Source organism: Streptococcus oralis, assembly GCF_021497945.1.
GTDB lineage: Bacteria > Bacillota > Bacilli > Lactobacillales > Streptococcaceae > Streptococcus > Streptococcus oralis_BR.
Genome location: NZ_CP046524.1, coordinates 506,765 through 525,820, shown reverse-complemented (window position 1 = coordinate 525,820; position 19,056 = coordinate 506,765). Strand labels below are relative to the sequence as shown.

The following is a 19,056-nucleotide window of genomic DNA, read 5'->3' as shown; positions in this document are numbered from 1 at the left end:
TCTGTTTATAGATTATTTTCCAAGGTAGTATTCAGAAACTACGTTCAATTTTTCATCGAATTCGAATACCAATGGTGGGAAGTTAGGGATTTCCACGTCCATGATTTCGTCGTCTGACAAGCGTTTGATGTGTTTTACAAGGGCACGGATTGAGTTACCGTGAGCTCCTACGAATACGTTTTTACCATCTTTAAGTGCTGGAGCGATTTTGTCTTCCCAGAATGGAAGGGCACGTTCCAAAGTCACTTTCAAGTTTTCAGCATCTGGAATAACTGAGTCGTCAAGTGAAGCGTAACGACGGTCAGTGTGAGCTGAATGCTCATCATCACGGTCCATGTTTGGAGGCAATACATCGTATGAACGACGCCAGATGTGAACTTGCTCATCACCAAATTGTTCAGCAGCTTCAGCCTTGTTTTTACCAGTCAAACCACCGTAGTGACGTTCGTTCAAGCGCCATGATTTTTCAACTGGAACCCACAATTGGTCAGCAGCTTCAAGAGCCAAGTTTGTTGTTTTGATCGCACGTTTCAATACTGAAGTGTAAGCTTGGTCAAATTCGATACCAGCTTCTTTGATCAATTTACCAGCGTCAATCGCTTGTTGTGTTCCTTTATCAGACAAATCAACATCAGCCCAACCAGTGAAAAGGTTAGCTTTGTTCCATTCAGACTCACCGTGGCGAGCAAAAACCAATTTTACCATTAGATGGATTCTCCTTTAATTTTTCGAGGTTGCCCTCGTTTATCTATTCCATTTTACACAATTTTTCACAAAAAAGCTAGTGAAAAACAAAAAGGAAAGGACTGTTTGGCAATCACATTGTTTTTGGTAGTTTCTATTCCATATTCATTATTTAATCTCAAAAAAACACCCCTATTTCTAACATTTGGGGTGTAATTTTACCATTTGTTCTCCGTTACTACAAAAAATAATTTCTATCTTATTGTAGTTGAGCTGTCAAAGTTTTCAACTGTTTTTGCAAATTATCTCTAAAATCTTTCAATTGTTGAGACAATTTTGATTTATCATCTTCCTTGATCTCAGTCGACCCTAGCAAATCATACAATTTTTTCTGCGCATCGAATAATTTTTGAGTTGACTCTTTTAGTTTAGTAAACGACTCATTATTTTCCATAGCTGTGCCTTTGAAACTTTCCTCAGCTTTAGTAAAATAATCATCAAAAATATTTTTATAAAGATCTATATAATCTGCATAAGTGCGCATTGATTCAATCGCATCGTCTGTTACAACTGGCATATCGGAAGTGATTGTTTCTTTTGAGGTATTAGATGTTGCTACTGTCTTCTCATCATTACTTGTTGAAGCAGTCTTTGAACTTTGCACTCCACATGCAGCCAGAAGAGAAATAGATAATAGAACCACTCCTAGACCGATAAACTTTTTTGATCCTTTCATGCTAAAATGCCTTTTATTCTTCTGATTTGAATTTCTTCAATGTTGCAAGGAATAAAGATCCTCCGATAATAGCAAGGATACCCCCAACCCATCCTAAGAATGGAATGAGACTAACCCCACCAGAAACAATCATTAGTACAGACGGAGCTGCACCTACACGATTATCTCCTTTATAGTAAACAATAGCAATAATACCAAGAACAAGATTTGCAATCTTCAAGGCATTCAAGAGCAAGCCAACACCTGAAACAGCTCCTGCAGTAGCTCCTCCATTAAGAGTTGTAGCAGCTGTATTTACCGCTGTTCCCAACAAGACAAAAGGACCAATAAGAAGTAAAATTCCTCCCACAAGACCGACGATACCACTAATTAAAGCAAGTGTTTTTGATTTCATAATAAAATCTCCTTTTTTATTTTTTTCAAATAAAATTGTATCATATTTGCTTTTTTTAAAAAAAAAAAAGTATTTTCTGATATTATAAAGTAAAAATTTGTATAATATGAAATAAAATTGAGTAAATATCAGCAAATATTTGAAGAAAAATTTCCATTTCACTCTTGCTAGTCTCCTTACTTTTTGTTAAAATAATGTGAAAAAATAAAGAAGGACAATATTATACCGCAACATCTCTTTAAAGAATTGGCTCAACTGGAGCAAGTGGAAGCACTGGCTCTCGGAGGCTCACGGGCTGGCCAACATTTTGACCAAGACTCAGACTATGATGTCTATGTCTACCTGAGCGCTCCTCTCGCGCCAGCCATCCGCCAAGAAATCCTCAGCAAGTACTGCTCCTATATGGAAATCGGCAATCAATTTTGGGAACTGGAAGACGACTGCGTCCTCAATAATGGTGTCGAGATTGAGCTGATTTACCGCTCGCTGGACGACTTTGACCAAGACTTGCAGACCGTCGTTTTAGAGCACCAAGCTCAGAATTCTTACACTACTTGTATGTGGTACAATCTGATCCACAGCAAGATTCTCTATGATCGAGACGGCCGCTATGCTGCCCTCCAGAAAAAGTACAATCTTCCTTATCCAGCTGAGTTGAAAAAGAATATCATCAGCAAGCAGTCCCTGCTTCTCGACCAAGCTATGCCAGCTTTTTCAAGACAAATCAAAAAAGCCCTCAAACGCAAAGACTTACTCAGTATCAATCACCGCGGTAGCGAGTTTTTCGCCTCTTATTTCGATTTGCTCTTCGCCTTCAATGAACAGCTCCATCCAGGAGAAAAACGCATGCTCCAGTTCGCAAAAAACACTTGCTCTCATCTACCTCAAAATTTTGAAGACGATATTCAAGATTACTTTCAAAATCTCTACCAGTTAGATCACCATCAGAAAACAGTCCTAACTTTGGAACAGCTCCTATCAAATCTTAAACACTTGATTAATGAATCCATTTAGAACTCCAACAGATATAAGCTCATGAAATCTGCTTTTCAGATGATTCATGAGCTTTTTGAATTTTCACAATATATAGCAGATTGAATCTAGAATAGTACAATGAGATTTCTAAAACATTTTTAGAAATTGGTTTGAATTTCCCAACCAATTTGTTTAGTTTTTATTTCATTTCGATATATAATAGAGTTAATTGAAACAAGAGGAAAGTTCTAACATTATAAAAACGCATCATATCAGGTGTTCAAAAACTTGATACAATGCGTTTTATAGACTATAAGATTAGTTGTCTTTTCTTCTCAAATTAAGTTTTCCCTAGACTTTTCAACCTTATTTCGCTTCAAATCCTTCTGCGACTGCATCCGCAAAGTTTTCTTCTACGATGCTCGCACAGTGGTCACAGATGACTGCATGATAGTTTCGTTCTGCTGTTGTTGGGTCGATACGACGGCAACGGTCACATACTTCACCTGCAGCGCGTTCAACAGTGAAGGCTACATCTTCGAAGCTAACGGCAGCTTCTGGAGCTGGTCCTTCTGCGATGGTCAATTCAGACACAATCAAAAGTTGAGCTACATTGCTGTTTACTGCTTCGAGTAAAGTTTTCACAACTTCGTTTGGATAAACTGTCAAGTGAGCTTCAAGTGATTTACCGATTACTTTGGCATTACGCGCTTCTTCCAAGGCTTTTTGAGCTTGTCCACGGAAGTCCATGAAGGCAGCCCAGGTATCCAAGATTTCTTCTTGGTTAGCAAAAGTTTCCGCTTCTGGCAATTCTGACAATTGGACGAAGTCTTCAGCTTCAGACTCAAGATATGACCAGATTTCTTCCGCAGTGTGAGGAAGGATTGGTGTCAAGAGTTTGGTGATTTTGACAAGAATGTCATAGAAGACAGTCTGCATTTGACGACGTTCAAGTGATTTGGCACCTTCAATGTAGACAACATCTTTGGCAAAGTCAAGGTAGAAGGCTGACAAGTCAACGTTGATAAAGTTTACCAAGGCCTTATAGATTGTCAAGAATTCAAAGTTGGCATAAGCATCACGAATCGTTTTCACAAGTTGGTTAAAGCGGATGGTCATGTACTTATCAACGGAACGTAGTTCATCGTAAGCGACTGCGTCCTGAGCTGGATTAAAGTCAGAAGTGTTAGCAATCAAGAAACGAAGAGTGTTACGGATTTTACGGTAAGTTTCAGAGACTTGGCTCAAGATATCCATAGAGATCCGTACGTCGTTGCTTGAGTCTACACTGGTTACCCAGAGACGCAAGATTTCCGCACCAAATTGTTTTTCCACATCACTTGGAGCAATGGTATTTCCAAGGGATTTGGACATCTTTTCACCTTTACCATCAAGGGCAAATCCTTGTGACAAGATTTGTTTGTATGGCGCTACGCCATGGTTGGCAACAGATGTGATAAGTGATGAGTTGAACCAACCACGGTATTGGTCAGAACCTTCAAGGTAAAGGTCTGCTGGGTATTTGAGTTCTGGACGGTTGACCACTACTCCATTCCATGACGAACCTGAGTCAAACCATACGTCCATGATGTCTGTTTCTTTTTTGAACTCGCCATTTGGTGAACCTGGATGGGTAAATCCTTCTGGCAAGAGGTCTTTGGCATCACGTTCCCACCAGATAATAGACCCGTGTTCCTCAAAGAGTTGAGCCACGTGCTCAATGGTTTCAGCTGTCATGATTGGTGTGCCATCTTCAGCATAGAAGATAGGAAGTGGGACTCCCCAAGCACGTTGACGAGAGATAACCCAGTCGCCACGGTCACGGATCATGTTGTAAAGACGCACTTTACCCCATTCTGAGTGGAATTTCACTTTTTCAATTTCGTCCAAGATTTCTTGGCGGAATTTTGATACAGATGCAAACCATTGTGGCACTGCACGCCAGATGATTGGTTTCTTGGTACGCCAGTCAAATGGGTATGAGTGGGAGATTTCTTCTTGAGCAAGGAGCAAATCACCCAGTTTTTCGATAACAGTCGGAACAACCTTGTCATAGAATTGACCTGCAAATTCAGGACCAGCATTTTCCATCATAATCCCGCGTTCATTGACAGTAACAAACACTTCCAAGCCATTGGCAACACCGACATTGTAGTCGTCCTCACCAAAACCAGGGGCTGTATGGACAATACCAGTACCAGAGTCAGTCGTAACGTGGTCACCAAGGATTACCAACTCATCTACAGCTGCATCCCATGGGTGAGCAGTCACGATTTTATTCAATTCTTGACCACGGTAGGTTGCCAAGACCTGAACATCAGCCCAGCCAAATTTTTCAGACAAACTGTTCAACAATTCTGAAGCAACCACAAACTTACGATCTTCACCAGATGGTTGAACAACCACATAATCAATATCTGCTCCAACTGTCAAACCACGAGAAGCAGTGATGGTAAATGGAGTTGTTGTCCAAACAACGATGTAAGTATCAGTATCTAGGACACCTTTTCCGTCTTTGACACGGTTAGCATAGTAAAGGGAAGTTGAAATCAAGTCATGGTATTCAATTTCCGCTTCTGCAAGGGCTGACTCAGAAGACCATGACCAGTAAACTGGCTTGGCACCACGATAGATATAGCCTTTTTTAGCCATTTCACCGAAGACACGGATTTGGGCTGCTTCATAGTCAGGAGTCAAGGTTACATAAGGATTTTCCCAGTCCCCAGAAACACCCAAACGTTTGAAGTCATCCCGTTGTTTATCTACTTGAGAAAGAGCGTATTCACGGCAGAGTTTCAAGTACTCAACCAAGTCCATTTCTTTACGTTTAACACCTTGTTTTGCCAAGACTTGCTCGATTGGCAAACCATGAGTGTCCCAACCTGGGATATAAGGTGCATAAAAACCTGACATAGACTTAGAACGAACAATGATATCTTTGGAAATCTTGTTCATAGCGTGTCCAACGTGGATATTTCCGTTTGCATACGGAGGACCATCATGTAAGGTGAAATGCGGTTTTCCTTGGTTCAATTCTTGACGACGTTGGTAAAGTTTCGCTTCGTCCCACTCTTTTTGCCATAGCGGTTCTTTAGTAGGAAGTCCAGCACGCATTGGAAATTCAGTTTTTCCAAGATTTAGGGTATCTTTGAGTTTCATTATATCTCCTTTATTATATAGACAAATTAAAAACCACGAATCGCTAAAAAGGACGAAAATCGTGGTACCACCTTTGTTCGGAAAAAGACTTTGTCTTTTCCCCTCTTTTCCCGTAACGTGGGCAACGTCCAGCCTTACTGCTTTCAGACTGGATTGCTTGAGAGGATAATCTGACCGCTAGGGATTGCAGGACTCACACCATCTCCTACTCGCTGAAAATATAGTTGGTTAGATTTTGTTCTCACATTTACTTTTATAGGATAAGAACAGATTCTTTATTTGCAACTTCATCAGTTGCTACAGTAGTTTCTACGTCAACTGACTCTTTATGTTGTTCACTTTCATCTGTATGTTGATTTTGTTGAGCTTCAAACTCAGCCAATTCTTTATTTCCAGCCTCGATACGAGCTTGCAACTCAGCAACCTCTTCTGGTGTGAATTGACGAGTCATATCAATTGGCTCTTCCTCAGGTTGTGAAGGAATAGTTTCACCAAGAACTTCACCCACCACTTCTTTAAAGGCTTCATCGCTTGTTTGAAGATACGTTGCTGTTGGGCGAAGAATGTCCTCCCAATCTGATGACTCAACAATAGCCAATTGACTCTCAATCGTAGATTTGAGACGTTGATGAAATACACGACTCTTGTTCTTCAACTCTTCTGTCTCAACAGCCACTTTCTTAGCGTTATCTGTTGCCTGACGGAGAATTTCATTTGCCTTGTATTTTGCTTCTTCTAGCAAACGCTGAGCGTCTTGTTCAGCTTGTTGAATAATATTGTTCGAACGTTCTTGAGCAGCCTGTTTGACACGCTCCGCAGTATCTTGAGCAATCAAAACTGACTGACTCAAGGAATCTTTCATCTCATCAAAGTAAGACAAACGTTCTTCCAAACTCTTGATGTGTCTCTCTTTGTCGTGATTACTACGAACCAAATCTTCATAGTCACGAACAACGATATCAAGAAATTCATCTACTTCTTCTGGATCAAAACCTCTAAATCTTGTACCAAAGGTTTTATCTTTAATTTCTAACGATGTAATTGGCATACTTTTCCTCACTTACTTAATAATAATTGAATGCTTAATTTTATCTTGTCTTTTTTTGTCTGTCCATTGTCTTTGACAACTTTTAGACGACCAAACTTTCTCACACTGATCAAATCTCCAACGGCAACCTGGTAATCAGATTTTTCAACCAGATGATAGTTTACTTGGACAGATTTTTTCTCAATCAGTTGACTGGTTTGATTTCTAGATAATTTCAAGGCACTTGATAAGAGGGCATCCAATCGAAAACTGGAAATCAAAATCTCTTGTTCTTGATAATTGATTTCAGATATGATTTTATCGGTGAAAGGACATTCCTCCAGCGACACAGGTAGTCTGGCAATCTTTTGTATCCCGTCCTGAAACAGAGGGATAAAATCACGATTGACAAAAATCTGTGCTCTCTTTTCATCTACCAAGATATCACCAAAGAGCTTACGGTCAATTCCTAGTTGATTGATGATTGTCCCCAAAATCTTTGCATGTGTTAGCTGTTCAAACCTACTTGGATAACGGATCTCTAGCAATGCCATTTCAAAATCTGACAGTGTCGGACGGAAATAGTCTGGATACAGAAGGACACGGACAAATTCTGTATGGACATATTCTCCGCTACTCACACAGCCCAGTTCATAGGTCCCAGCCAAAACCCTCAATATCTGTTCCTGATGCGGGTTGACAAAAGCAGTGAGGACCGGAGTATAAGTATCTTCCACCCGCTTGATCCACTCTAATCCCTTATCAATAAAGGGAGCATCATCAAGAGAAAAGTGCTGGTAAATCGCTTTATTTGTCATCATAGTATCAACAAGAAACGAATCAAGCTGTCACCCAAAAAACGGACGATTAGGATTGCTAGCCAAATGGATAAATCCAAACCTCCAAATTGTAAAGGTAAACGACGAAGTGGATCAACAATCGGTCTAATCAGCTTTTCCAGTAAACGTTCTAGTGAACTACCATAAGAATTTGGAAACCAAGAGAGGAGTGCATAGATTAACAAAAGCAGGGAATAGATATTCACTGCATTTTGGATTAGACGAATCAGAAAAATCATTATTTCGCTCTACTTCGTTTAATATCAAAACCAAATTCTGCACTTTGAGAGTCATCAGGCAACTTGATATCTTCAATATTCACAACCACATTGACTGGTGTCAACAAATACATTGTACTCGCAACTTTTTTCAGATTACCTGCCAAAACATGACGGGCACCGTCCAGATAGTCTAGACAACGACGAGCCTGAACCTCTGTCATGTACTGGAAGTCAATCAAGATACTTTCATTTCCAGCCAATAAATCCACAATCTCTGTTGCATCCTCATATTTTCTAGGATAACGAACATCAATCGTTACTTTTTCATCTGTACGATGACTTTGCATAGCCAATTCTTGTTGGCGAGCATGTAAGCGAGTGATGTTGGCATCTTTTGAAGTGGTTGATTGAAACTGCGCTGGCAGTTCTTTAGAAGCTGAACTCGATGAAGCAATCATCTGTTCATCCTGAGGTTGATAAGTCGCAGTTGTTTCTTCCCCATCTTCTGTAAAATAATCTATAAATTTATCAAATCTATCTTTTAAAGACATAGATCTCTCCTATTTAAAAAATGCTGTGCCAATTCGAACAAAGGTTGAACCAAATTGAATCGCTTCCTTATAGTCACGACTCATCCCCATGCTCAACTCTGTCATCGGCATATTAGGAATTTGTTTTTCTCTAATTTCTGCTTGCAGTTCCTGAGTTTTCTTGAAAATTTGTTTCAATTCATCAGAATCTGCCTCAAAAGGAGCCATGGTCATCAAACCAACATACTCAATCTGATCTAGCTGGACCAAGTCTGGCAAAAGTTCTAGTAATTCTTCTTTTGAAAAACCGTGCTTGCTTTCTTCTCCTGAAATATTGACCTGTAGGAAACACTTGATGACATGATCTGTTCTCTTTTGAATCTCCTGCGCTAACTTTAAGGAATCTAAAGCATGAAAGTAATCCACATATGGGATTACTTCTTTTACTTTCCGTCTCTGTAGTGTTCCTATTAAATGCCAAGTGGCTGGGTAATCTTTCAAGGCCTGATATTTTTCTAAAAATTTATCAACTCGATTTTCACCGATATGATGGATGCCAAGTGGAAGCAAGGCTTCCGCTGTTTGTACATCTACATATTTTGTCACTGCAATAATTGAAACAGAAGCTGGATCACGATTGGCTTCTAGGCTAGCTTCAGCGACCTGCTGAAAAACGAACTCTGTATTTTTTTTCAAATCCATTGATTAACGATTCTTGAAGAATGGAGGTGTGTCCAACTCATCTTCGTCCTGATAAGTCGGTGCTTCGAAACGTTCTACAGGTGATACGACTGAATCAGTTTGACGAACGATTGATTCACGACGCAAGTCCCAATCACCAAAAGCAGAAGATTGACTTGTTTCAAAGCGTCGTTGGCTTTGTTTTGGTAATTCTGCTGTATCTTCTAGGTCAAAATGACGATCAAAATTTTGAGGGTGCGGTTGTCTTGAAGCTTCACGACGAGCCGCTTGTTTTACTGAAGAACCAACAACTTTTTCTACACGTTCTTGACGAACACCAGTCGCTACAACTGTTACACGAATTTCATCTTTCATGCTTTCGTCAATAGAGGTTCCAAGCCAGATATTCACTCCTTGACCTGCTGCTTGATTGACGATTTCAGAAGCTTCTTCTGCTTCAATCAAGGTCAAATCAAGACCACCAGTAACGTTGACAATGACATCTTCAGCACCGTCAATGGTTGTTTCAAGAAGTGGTGAGTAAATCGCTTTACGAGCCGCTTCAACGACACGCTCTTCTCCACTACCAATACCGATACCCATGAGGGCATTCCCTTTGTTTGCCATAACCGTTTTCACGTCAGCAAAGTCAAGGTTGATCAAACCAGGATTGGTAATCAAGTCTGTAATCCCTTGAACACCTTGGCGAAGGACGTTATCTGCTTCACTAAGAGCTTCAAGAAGCGGTGTCTTCTTATCAACAATTTCAAGCAAGTTGTTGTTTGAAATGATCAATAGGGTATCTACATGTTCACGAAGTTCGTTGATTCCTTCTACAGCGTACTGACCACGTTTGCTTCCTTCAAATCCAAAAGGACGTGTCACAACACCTACTGTAAGGGCACCTAAATCTTTAGCAATACGTGCAATAACAGGGGCAGCTCCTGTACCAGATCCACCACCCATACCAGCAGTGATAAAGACCATGTCTGCACCGCTAATCGCTGCTGTCAATGCTTCTTCGCTTTCTTCAGCAGCCTTACGACCAACCTCAGGTCGACCTCCAGCACCCAAACCACGAGTCAACTTTGGTCCGAGTTGGATAACTGTTTCAGCTTTTGTACTACTTAAGGCTTGTACGTCTGTGTTCGCTGCAATGAATTCTACGCCTGAAACACCTTCGTCGATCATGCGGTTAATAGCATTACCACCGCCTCCACCGACACCAATTACTTTAATAACTGCACCTTGAGCAGCTGCTGTATCAAATGAAAATGTCATAATTTCTTTTCCTCTTTTATTCATCAAACATGCTTCCGATCAAGCTGCGGAAACGGTCTGTTAATTTCGGTTTATCTTGAGAACTTGCTTGGAATTCGTCTCTTGGAGCAAGGCCACTGTCAGGTGTGATTTCAGTTGCTGCAGTAGCTGGTTGCACTGGAGTTGATTGTATAATCGGTGTCACACTTTGATTTGAAACACCAAAATTAATTGGTTTTTGGCGAAGGAATTCATCTCCTCTGACTGCCTTTTGAGCCAGAAGATTCACTTCTGTCAATTTACCTGCAAACTCAGACAAGCTGATTACATGTGCAAAAGCAGGGTTGCGAATTCCCACTTGATTTGGCACATAGAGTTTCACTCGAACACCAAACACTTCTTGCGCCAATTCGACAACTCCTGGTAAAATCGCATTTCCGCCAATCAGAACGATACCACCTGGTAGATCCAACAAGTGTCTTCTGTCTAACTCCTGTTTAATTTGATCAAAAATATGTTTAATACGTGCTGAAATAATTTCTGCCAAGTAGCTTTCTGTCACTTCAACAGGCTCTACTTCACCAATGACTTCTACTTGGAAAGTCTCGTTACTTGCTAGTGGAACATAAGCTTCACCATAGTTTAGTTTTAAACTTTCCGCGATTTTTTGGGATGTTTTTAAGACCTTGGAAATATCTTTAGTGACATATTCCCCACCCTCTTGGTAAATGTTTGTAAATTGCAATTCTTGATTGCGAATGGTTGCAACTGTAGTCTGCCCACCACCCATATCAATCACTGTCGCGCCAAACTCACGTTCTCCCTCATTGAGAACTGAATTTACAATCGCTAATGGTGAGATGATGACGTTGTCAACATGGATCCCCACGCGCTCCACGGTTTTACGAAGGTTATGAAGGATGGTACGAGGTCCTGTGTAAAGTAAGCCACGCATTTCCAAACGCACCCCCATCATGCCACGAGGGTCACGAATACCTTGGAAACCATCCACGATAAACTCTTCAGGAATGAACGTAATCACTTCACGGTCAGGAGTCATGCTCTTTGTCAAAGCTGATTTGACAACATTTTCAACATCCTGATCTGTAATTTCTTTTGTATCTGATGTTACAGGAATCATTCCTTGTGTTGGTTCAACCTGCAAGAGGTTTGCTGGTAAACCAACATTGACAGACTTGATTGAAATTCCTGCCTTCTCTTCTGCCTGAGAAATTGCGGATTTAATTGCTGAAGCAGCAGCCTCAATATCAACGATAATCCCGTCTTTGACACCTTTACTCTTGGCATTGCTAACGCCAATTACATTTACTTCACCATCTCTATGTTCGGCAACCAGCACTTTGATGGAGCTAGTTCCGATATCTAAGCCTGTAAAAAAACCATCTCTAGTCATTACATTGCGTCCTCTCTGTCTTCCAAGTTTCTCACTTCTATTTTCAATAACTGTGACGAGACACAGCTATTCACAAAATATTATAACACAAAAAATCCAATCGTGCTTAGTTTTTCATAAATTTCCTTACCATTTTTTCACTTTCTCTTCCTATACTTTTCTTTTTTCCAGGCAAGTTATAAAAAATCGAATTCATGAAAAAAGAAAGCTTAAAATCAAGCTTCAGAACGTAGACAAATCCTATCCAGTAATTAATAAATTTCTCTTTTGAAGATTGATTACCATATAGCAGAAACTCTTAGGAATACTGATCTAATGCTGTTTTTAAAAGTTTTTTTACTTTCTCTAGTAAAAGAAAAAGATTGAAGAAAATTGTCCAAAATGGACTTTTTCTTCAATCTGAGCTTAAAATTAAACTTTCTTTACGAGAAATTTTTCTTCCTCTTGCTCCAAAAAAGCTTCTAAAATTTTCCTTGTCAAACTGATAGCAACTGACAAAGTAAAAGATACAATCAAGTAGTTGGCTACTAACCCATGATCTCCGACTAATGGTGGTTTTGTTAGGAAACCATAATCTCCGCCTGTCACCAAATTGACCACAAAAATCAAGGCATTTAGCGCAAAGGTCATGATAAAAATCCGCTTCACATCTAGCAATCGTCCATCATACTGTCTTAATAGATAAATCAGGGAGTTTCCCAAGAGAGCTAAATGCCCAAAGATAAAGGACAAGATAGCAATATGTGGGAAAGGATAGGCATCTGGCACAGGATAAACAAAAGCTGCTAATGTACCAAATGTCCCCAACAATGCAAAGTACTGCTTATATTTGGACTGACCTGGAAGTAAAAGCACCACAAACATAGCCATACGGCAATGATAAAATGGTAAGCTTTCTGACAGTGGCATATGATTAACCCAATACCAACCATAAAGAAGGATTAACTGGGCAGCTTGCAAAATTTGGAAAAATCGTTGACAAGTCTTCTTTTCACGGTAACGATAAGCTGTAAAAAAGGTTACAGCTAAGAGCGTAAATAGGCTGACATACCAAAAAAGGTCAAATTTAGGTGGCTCTGTTGCTTGGGGCGTAAAGAAAATATCCCATAAATTCATCTAGTTTTCCTCATTGTTCAAAATTTTCTTGCATATTATTATACCATGCTACTTGACAAAAATGAATTTAGAAATACGATAATCATCTCCTTAGTCAAGATATTGCTCTCTTTGTCCTTTATAAATTTGCCAAAGAATCTCCATTTGGTCCTTAGTGATGCGTTTTTCAGATAAGGCTGGCAATTGGTCAATGGCAAAAAATTGAAGCTCAGCAATTTCTTGATTCTCTTGAAATTGTCCATCAAGAAGCTTACATTCAAAGACAAACTTTGCATATTGTTTGCTCTGTAGTTGGAAACGATTGGTGTCAAAAACTGCAAGTAACCTTTCAGCTTTTGCTGTAAAACCGGTTTCTTCTTCAATTTCCTTGAGAATATTTTCGGTTGGAGAATAGCCGACCTCACCAAAGCCACCTGGCAAAGCCCAACTATCCTCCCCTTTTCCTCTAACTAAACATACTTTTTCATCCTCAACAATCCAAGCACGGACGTCCATCAGAGGAGTTGCGTAAGCGAAAGTTGGTTTCATGACTTCTGCCACTTCTTCTGAATCTAGATCTAATCCCTGATTCAACATTTCAGATAACAGACTTCGCAAGTCCTCGTAACGCTCGCGGTCAAAAGGATCTTTTGTAAAGGTTAATCCAGTATCCGTAATGGCTAGCATTCTTTGCAGATACTTGGTAAAATCACTTGTATTCATTTTCTAAACTTTCTACCAACTTGGCTAGATTCATGGAGTTAGAGCCTTTGAGCAGAATTTGGTCGTTCGTACCAAGGCTTGCCTTAACCTGCTTGACAAGGCCTTCAAATTGGTCCTCGCCAGCTGTTTTTTTGAAGTAATAAACGTGGCCGATTGGAAACATTTGACTGGCCAGTTGAGCCAATTCAGCAATGTCTTCCCCGTAGAAAATAACGGTATCAAGCACATCTGGGGAAAGGCTCAAAATCATCTGGTTATGGAGTTGGACAGACTGGTCACCGAGTTCCTTCATATCTGCTAGAACAGCAATTTTCTTGCCTCCTTCGTTGGCTGGGATGGCAGAGAATGTCTCCAAAATCAGCTTCATAGCTGTTGGATTAGCATTGTATACGTCAGACAGAATATCTGCTCCATTGGCTGCTTTCTTCCACTCAGTACGGTTACGCGTCAATTCCAGATTTTGGAAGGCCTGACGAATTTGCTCTTCTGAAACTCCTTCTTGTAGAGCCACATAAGCAGCAATCATAGCATTGGTGGCATTGTACTTACCTGTCACTGGCAAATCGAGGGCTTGTCCCAAAAAATTAGCTTTAAAGGTTAGACTGTCCTTGCGTTCAACCAAGTCTGTGATTTCCAACTCTGCCCCTTGCCCAAAACGAACCAACTTTTTATCAGTAGGCAAGTAGTCCTCTACAATAGGGTCAGCTGGTGCTAAGAGCAAAGAACCTGAAGCCATGCCATCTGCAATTTGCATTTTTCCTTTGGCAATCTCAGAACGGTCTTTGAAAAAGGCCAAGTGGGCTTCTCCAACCAAGGTCACGATAGCTATTTTTGGATGGGCCAATTCAGACAAGAGATGAATATCTCCCAAGTGATCCTGTCCCATTTCCAAGACCAACTTTTCTGTCCCTTCAGGCATGTGGAGAACTGTGTAGGGAAGGCCAATCTCGTTATTGTAGTTGCCTTGTGTTTTGTAGGTCTTGTAGGTTGTTGACAGTAAATGCGCCAACATATCCTTGGTCGTTGTCTTGCCATTTGAACCTGTGACCGCAAAGACATCAACAGCCGTTTTTTCAAGATAGTAAGCTGCGAGAGTTTGAAAAGCAGATAACACGTCATCTACTAGAATGTAGGGATGACCTTCTACTTCCTTCTCAGACAAGGTTACTGCCGCACCATTTTCAAAAGCTGTTTCGATAAAGTCATGACCATCACGCACACCTTTGAGTGGCACAAACAAATCACCTGGCCCAATCAAACGACTGTCAAACTCAGCTTTTTCTAACTGAGCATCCGCAAAAAGACTAACATCATTTTTAGCTCCAACAGCTTGGGCAACTTCATGGATCGTTAATTTCATTTCTACTCCTTTAAAAAGGGTTGAAGTCCGAGAACTCTGGTCACCATGCAGTGATAGTTCTGGCTTCTACCCTCTCTTTCATTTTTATAGCAAATGCGCTTCGCGCTTGTCAAAACTTTGCTTAGCAAGGTCAACCAAATGCTCGATTAGTTCTGGGTAGCTAATTCCCATATTGTCCCAAAGCAGTGGGTACATAGACCATTGAGTAAAACCTGGCATGGTATTGAGCTCGTTTAGGAAAATTTCGCCCTTATCTGTATAGAAGAAATCACAACGAGACAGACCGAGGCCACCAATCGCACGGAAGGCAGTTTCTGCATTTTGACGCATGACAGCTACTACATCATCACTAATCTTAGCTGGGATGTCCATGGTAATCTTGTTATCGATATATTTGGCATCATAGTCATAAAAGGCAACATCCTTGACCACTTCACCAGGAAGCGTGCTCTTCACATCGTAGTTGCCCAAGAGACCAACCTCGATTTCACGCGCATTCACTCCTTGTTCTACCAAGACACGGCTGTCATATTGGAAGGCAAGTTCCAAAGCTTGACGGAGCTCCTCATGGTTTTCAGACTTAGAAATACCGACACTGGAACCCATGTTTGACGGCTTCGTGAAGACTGGATAAGTCAATTTTTCTTCAACTTCAGCGATTTTAGCAGTCACATCATCACCTTCAACGATAGCCACATAAGGTACTTGGGCAATCCCTACAGATTCTAAGACACGCTTGGTCGTGATTTTGTCCATAGCAAGGCTTGAAGACAAGATGTTGCAACCGACATAAGGCATTTTCAAGACTTCTAGGAAACCTTGAACGGAACCGTCTTCTCCCATAGGTCCATGAAGAACTGGAAAAACAACTGCGCCTTCTTCGTAGATGGCACTTGGAGCAATTTTCTTGTCCCAATCAATCGTTTCATTGGTCATGAGACGTTCATCTTGGCCAGGAGTTTGGGTAAATTCTTGGGTTTTGATAAAATCACCAGACTGGCTGATAAAGAAAGTTTTGACTGCAAAACGGTCATAGTTAACCGCACGCATGACACTCTCAGCTGACAATACAGACACTTCACGCTCTGCACTGCGTCCACCATATAATAGAATAATTGTTTGTTTCATATGATTGTCCTATTTCTACTAGAATACTCGCTTTTTAGTATATCACATTTGTTTATTTTTTTAAACTTGAATAGCACAAAAGAGACTGGATTAAAAATAAATCCAGTCTCTTGATTTCTTGAAAACTTATCTGCTAGTTAATTGCCTGTTCTATATCCTTACAGACTAAAGTTCTGTACGATTTTCAATAGCTCTTAGGAGCGTTACTTCGTCCGCATATTCGATATCAGCTCCTACTGCTAGACCTCGTGCTAGACGAGTAACCTTAATCCCCGCGGGTTTGAGTAGCCGAGAGATATACATGGAGGTCGCCTCACCATCTGCTGTTGCATTGGTGGCTACGATGACCTCAGAAACTTCACTATCCATGAGGCGAGTCATGAGACTTTTCAGGTTGATGTCATCTGGGCTAATCCCATTCATAGGGGAAATCAAACCGTGTAAAACATGGTAAAGTCCGTGATATTCCTGGATATTTTCCATGGCAGCGACATCTCGGCTATCCTCCAAAACCAGAATCGTAGACTGGTCACGGCTAGGATCGGTACAGATCGAGCAAGGATCATCATCTGTCAAACGCCCACAAATAGAGCAATAGGTCAATTCTCGCTTGGCTGCAAGGAGATTTTTTGCAAATTCATTGACATCGTCATCCGACATCCCAATGGTATAAAAGGCCAGGCGGGTAGCTGTCTTAATCCCGATACCTGGAAGTTTAGAATAACTGTCAATCAGCTTGGCTATAGGTGTTGGGTAAAGCATGGCTTCCTTTCTAGTTCATTGGATGGTGTTGGTTGTATAGATTGATAATGTCGCGAGCAATCGAAGGTCCGACACCATTAGTTAGATTCGTATTATGCGGGAAAACAACTGCGACTGCAATCTGCGGATTATCGGTTGGCGCATAGGCTACGGCGTTGGTATTGTTGGCTTTTTGTCCGCCATTGACGTAACTTTCGGCTGTACCGGTTTTTCCGCTGATGGAGACTGCTGCCCCATTTGAAAAGGCGCGACCTGTCGTGAGAGCACTTGTCCCGTGAGATACTTGGTAAAAACCTTGTTGCAAGATAGACATGTCAGACTCAGAAATATTAATCTTATTCATTTCTGTGCTGTCCGTTTGCTTAATGAGTTCTCCTAGACCACCTTGTTCGTTGTTGTCGTAGACTCCTTCCACGATATGAGGAGCTAAGCGGACACCATTATTGGCAATCGTTGCTACATACTGAGCTAACTGCATCGGTGTGTAGTTATCGAACTGTCCAAAAGCATTATTTAGATAGTTAGCCAAATCGTAGTCTTTAGGAATAAAGCCTGTTGACTCATCCGGTAGGTCGATTCCTGTAGAAACTCCTAAACCATACTCACCGAAGGTTGAACGAAGTTTTCCCATGGCAGATTCAAGATTGTTGGTTCCTACTGTCATATTAGGCTGATAAGTTTGCCCCATGATTCCAAGAGCAGTTTGGACCATGTAAGCATTGGATGAATACTCCAAGGCCTCAACGGCTGTAATCGGGAAAGAACCATAATAATAAGGGGTATACCAGGAATTGATAGGCGCAGAACCTTGGAAGACGATTGGTTGATCTGTCAAGGTTTGATTCCCTGACAAAACCCCATTTTCCCAACCTGAACTGATGGTAGCTGCCTTAACGACAGATCCCGGTACGAAGACATTGGTGACAGTTCCGAGTGAGTCTGTGGTCAGTTCTCCAGTCTCTACATTGTGCTTCATCCCTGACATGGCTAATACAGCACCTGTCTTAGGATTGAGGGCTACTGCATAAACACCTTCTGAATATCTGGCTCCACCGTTACCCAACTCTGAGTTGAAGTAGCTCTTGAGTAGGTCATCCACACTATTCTGGAAAGCTAGGTCAATCGTTAACTTGATATTGTTTCCTTTGCTTCCTTCTTCGACATTTTCCACACTTTCCATATTTCCGTGCTTGTCGAGGTGGATTTCCTTGACGGAGCGTTTGCCTTGAAGGACGTCTTCATATTGCTTTTCAAGATAGGAAGTCCCCACTCGGTCATTGAGAGAGTATCCTTTCTTGAGATAAGCGTCAACTTCCTCTGCTGGAAGACCTGACTTTTCACTGGAAACACTACCGACGATAGACGATAAAGAAGTGTCCAGTACTTTTCGGTCCCATGAGGTTGAAATGCTAATGCCCGGTAATTCCTTGGACGCTGATGCAACGAGAGCAACTTGGGTATCATCTAAGGCATCCGTAGAAATGGTTCCTGTCGCAAAATTTTCAACGGCATTGAGCTGACTAAAGAGATAGATTTCTTTTTTCTGGTCATCTGTATAATTGAGTTGACTCACGTCAATACTTTCAACCGCATTATTGTAAAGTGTCGCTTCCGATAAGCGGTTCCCATCTGAATCCAGACGTTTATCGCTTGGCAAGGATTCGACTGTTTTTTTGTAAATATCCTGGTCCGCCAGGTAATAGTCTGCAATCTGTCGATCAGTCAGATCAGGGGAGGTTACAGACACATAATTGAGAAGTTTTTTGGCTGTCTCCTTCAATTCAGCTGCTGTCATTTTATTGTTTCGTGTGAAAGAAACAACTTGCTTGAGTGTATTTTCTACCAAGGGTTTACCTGTTGCATCGTAGATTTGGCCACGAGCTGAGCTGGTTGTCACCCTGGTCTGGCTGGCTGATGCCAACTTTGCTTCATAGAAATCTTTATTCAGCACCTGCATGTATAACAATCGACCGATAATGGTCATAAACAGTAGGATAACAATGGCAAACAGTAAATTAAGCCGAATCGGAATCGAATGGCTATTAAATTTTCTCATACAACTAAGACT

The 19,056-nt window shown here is 41.0% G+C and carries 18 protein-coding genes; 1 reads left to right on the top strand and 17 read right to left on the bottom strand.

Annotation, left to right across the window (positions count from 1 at the left end):
- Nucleotides 1-12 precede the first annotated feature (12 nt).
- The 3 genes from GOM47_RS02760 to GOM47_RS02750 all read right to left on the bottom strand — a co-directional run bounded on the left by GOM47_RS02760 (nt 13) and on the right by GOM47_RS02750 (nt 1,814).
- Nucleotides 13-705, bottom strand: coding sequence for a phosphoglycerate mutase (locus GOM47_RS02760; protein ID WP_000240121.1), 693 nt, complete (start codon nt 703-705; stop codon nt 13-15).
- A gap of 238 nt (nt 706-943) precedes the next feature.
- On the bottom strand, nt 944-1,420 hold the full coding sequence (locus tag GOM47_RS02755) for a hypothetical protein (RefSeq protein WP_235080989.1): 477 nt from the start codon (nt 1,418-1,420) through the stop codon (nt 944-946).
- 13 nt (nt 1,421-1,433) lie between these two features.
- Nucleotides 1,434-1,814, bottom strand: coding sequence for a hypothetical protein (locus GOM47_RS02750; RefSeq protein ID WP_125841438.1), 381 nt, complete (start codon nt 1,812-1,814; stop codon nt 1,434-1,436).
- Between the two features lie 222 nt (nt 1,815-2,036).
- Between GOM47_RS02750 and GOM47_RS02745 the strand changes: the two genes are divergently transcribed.
- The gene (locus GOM47_RS02745; protein ID WP_235081270.1) at nt 2,037-2,828 is read left to right on the top strand and encodes a DUF4037 domain-containing protein; all 792 of its coding nucleotides are present in this window, start codon (nt 2,037-2,039) and stop codon (nt 2,826-2,828) included.
- A gap of 327 nt (nt 2,829-3,155) precedes the next feature.
- Here GOM47_RS02745 and ileS read toward each other — a convergent pair whose 3' ends face one another.
- The 14 genes from ileS to pbp2b all read right to left on the bottom strand — a co-directional run bounded on the left by ileS (nt 3,156) and on the right by pbp2b (nt 19,044).
- A complete protein-coding gene (ileS, locus tag GOM47_RS02740) occupies nt 3,156-5,948 on the bottom strand; it encodes an isoleucine--tRNA ligase (protein WP_235080988.1) in 2,793 nt (930 codons plus the stop codon).
- 253 nt (nt 5,949-6,201) lie between these two features.
- Nucleotides 6,202-6,996: a DivIVA domain-containing protein gene (locus GOM47_RS02735; RefSeq protein ID WP_235080987.1), complete on the bottom strand. Its 795-nt coding sequence runs from the start codon at nt 6,994-6,996 to the stop codon at nt 6,202-6,204.
- An 8-nt stretch (nt 6,997-7,004) separates the two neighbouring features.
- Nucleotides 7,005-7,796, bottom strand: coding sequence for an RNA-binding protein (locus GOM47_RS02730; RefSeq protein WP_235080986.1), 792 nt, complete (start codon nt 7,794-7,796; stop codon nt 7,005-7,007).
- Nucleotides 7,793-8,053: a YggT family protein gene (locus tag GOM47_RS02725; protein ID WP_000576497.1), complete on the bottom strand. Its 261-nt coding sequence runs from the start codon at nt 8,051-8,053 to the stop codon at nt 7,793-7,795. Before GOM47_RS02725 ends, GOM47_RS02730 begins: the two co-directional genes overlap by 4 nt.
- Nucleotides 8,053-8,586, bottom strand: a complete 534-nt coding sequence (locus tag GOM47_RS02720; protein ID WP_000053360.1) for a cell division protein SepF — start codon at nt 8,584-8,586, stop codon at nt 8,053-8,055. The genes GOM47_RS02725 and GOM47_RS02720 overlap by 1 nt, the downstream gene beginning before the upstream one ends.
- Nucleotides 8,587-8,595: 9 nt before the next feature.
- The gene (locus tag GOM47_RS02715) at nt 8,596-9,267 is read right to left on the bottom strand and encodes a YggS family pyridoxal phosphate-dependent enzyme (protein WP_235080985.1); all 672 of its coding nucleotides are present in this window, start codon (nt 9,265-9,267) and stop codon (nt 8,596-8,598) included.
- A 3-nt stretch (nt 9,268-9,270) separates the two neighbouring features.
- Nucleotides 9,271-10,527, bottom strand: coding sequence for a cell division protein FtsZ (ftsZ, locus tag GOM47_RS02710; RefSeq protein ID WP_084976373.1), 1,257 nt, complete (start codon nt 10,525-10,527; stop codon nt 9,271-9,273).
- Nucleotides 10,528-10,543: 16 nt separating this feature from the next.
- Nucleotides 10,544-11,920, bottom strand: a complete 1,377-nt coding sequence (gene ftsA / locus GOM47_RS02705; RefSeq protein ID WP_000196334.1) for a cell division protein FtsA — start codon at nt 11,918-11,920, stop codon at nt 10,544-10,546.
- Nucleotides 11,921-12,331: 411 nt separating this feature from the next.
- The gene (locus tag GOM47_RS02700; protein WP_235080984.1) at nt 12,332-13,036 is read right to left on the bottom strand and encodes a TIGR02206 family membrane protein; all 705 of its coding nucleotides are present in this window, start codon (nt 13,034-13,036) and stop codon (nt 12,332-12,334) included.
- 90 nt (nt 13,037-13,126) lie between these two features.
- The gene (locus GOM47_RS02695) at nt 13,127-13,738 is read right to left on the bottom strand and encodes an NUDIX hydrolase N-terminal domain-containing protein (RefSeq protein WP_235080983.1); all 612 of its coding nucleotides are present in this window, start codon (nt 13,736-13,738) and stop codon (nt 13,127-13,129) included.
- Nucleotides 13,725-15,098: a UDP-N-acetylmuramoyl-tripeptide--D-alanyl-D-alanine ligase gene (locus GOM47_RS02690; RefSeq protein ID WP_235080982.1), complete on the bottom strand. Its 1,374-nt coding sequence runs from the start codon at nt 15,096-15,098 to the stop codon at nt 13,725-13,727. Before GOM47_RS02690 ends, GOM47_RS02695 begins: the two co-directional genes overlap by 14 nt.
- 84 nt (nt 15,099-15,182) lie before the next feature.
- Nucleotides 15,183-16,226, bottom strand: a complete 1,044-nt coding sequence (locus tag GOM47_RS02685) for a D-alanine--D-alanine ligase (RefSeq protein WP_235080981.1) — start codon at nt 16,224-16,226, stop codon at nt 15,183-15,185.
- A 165-nt stretch (nt 16,227-16,391) separates the two neighbouring features.
- Entirely contained in the window at nt 16,392-16,988 is a 597-nt protein-coding gene (gene recR / locus GOM47_RS02680; RefSeq protein WP_000966747.1) for a recombination mediator RecR, read from the bottom strand.
- Between the two features lie 10 nt (nt 16,989-16,998).
- Entirely contained in the window at nt 16,999-19,044 is a 2,046-nt protein-coding gene (pbp2b, locus tag GOM47_RS02675) for a penicillin-binding protein PBP2B (RefSeq protein ID WP_235080980.1), read from the bottom strand.
- Nucleotides 19,045-19,056: the final 12 nt, after the last annotated feature.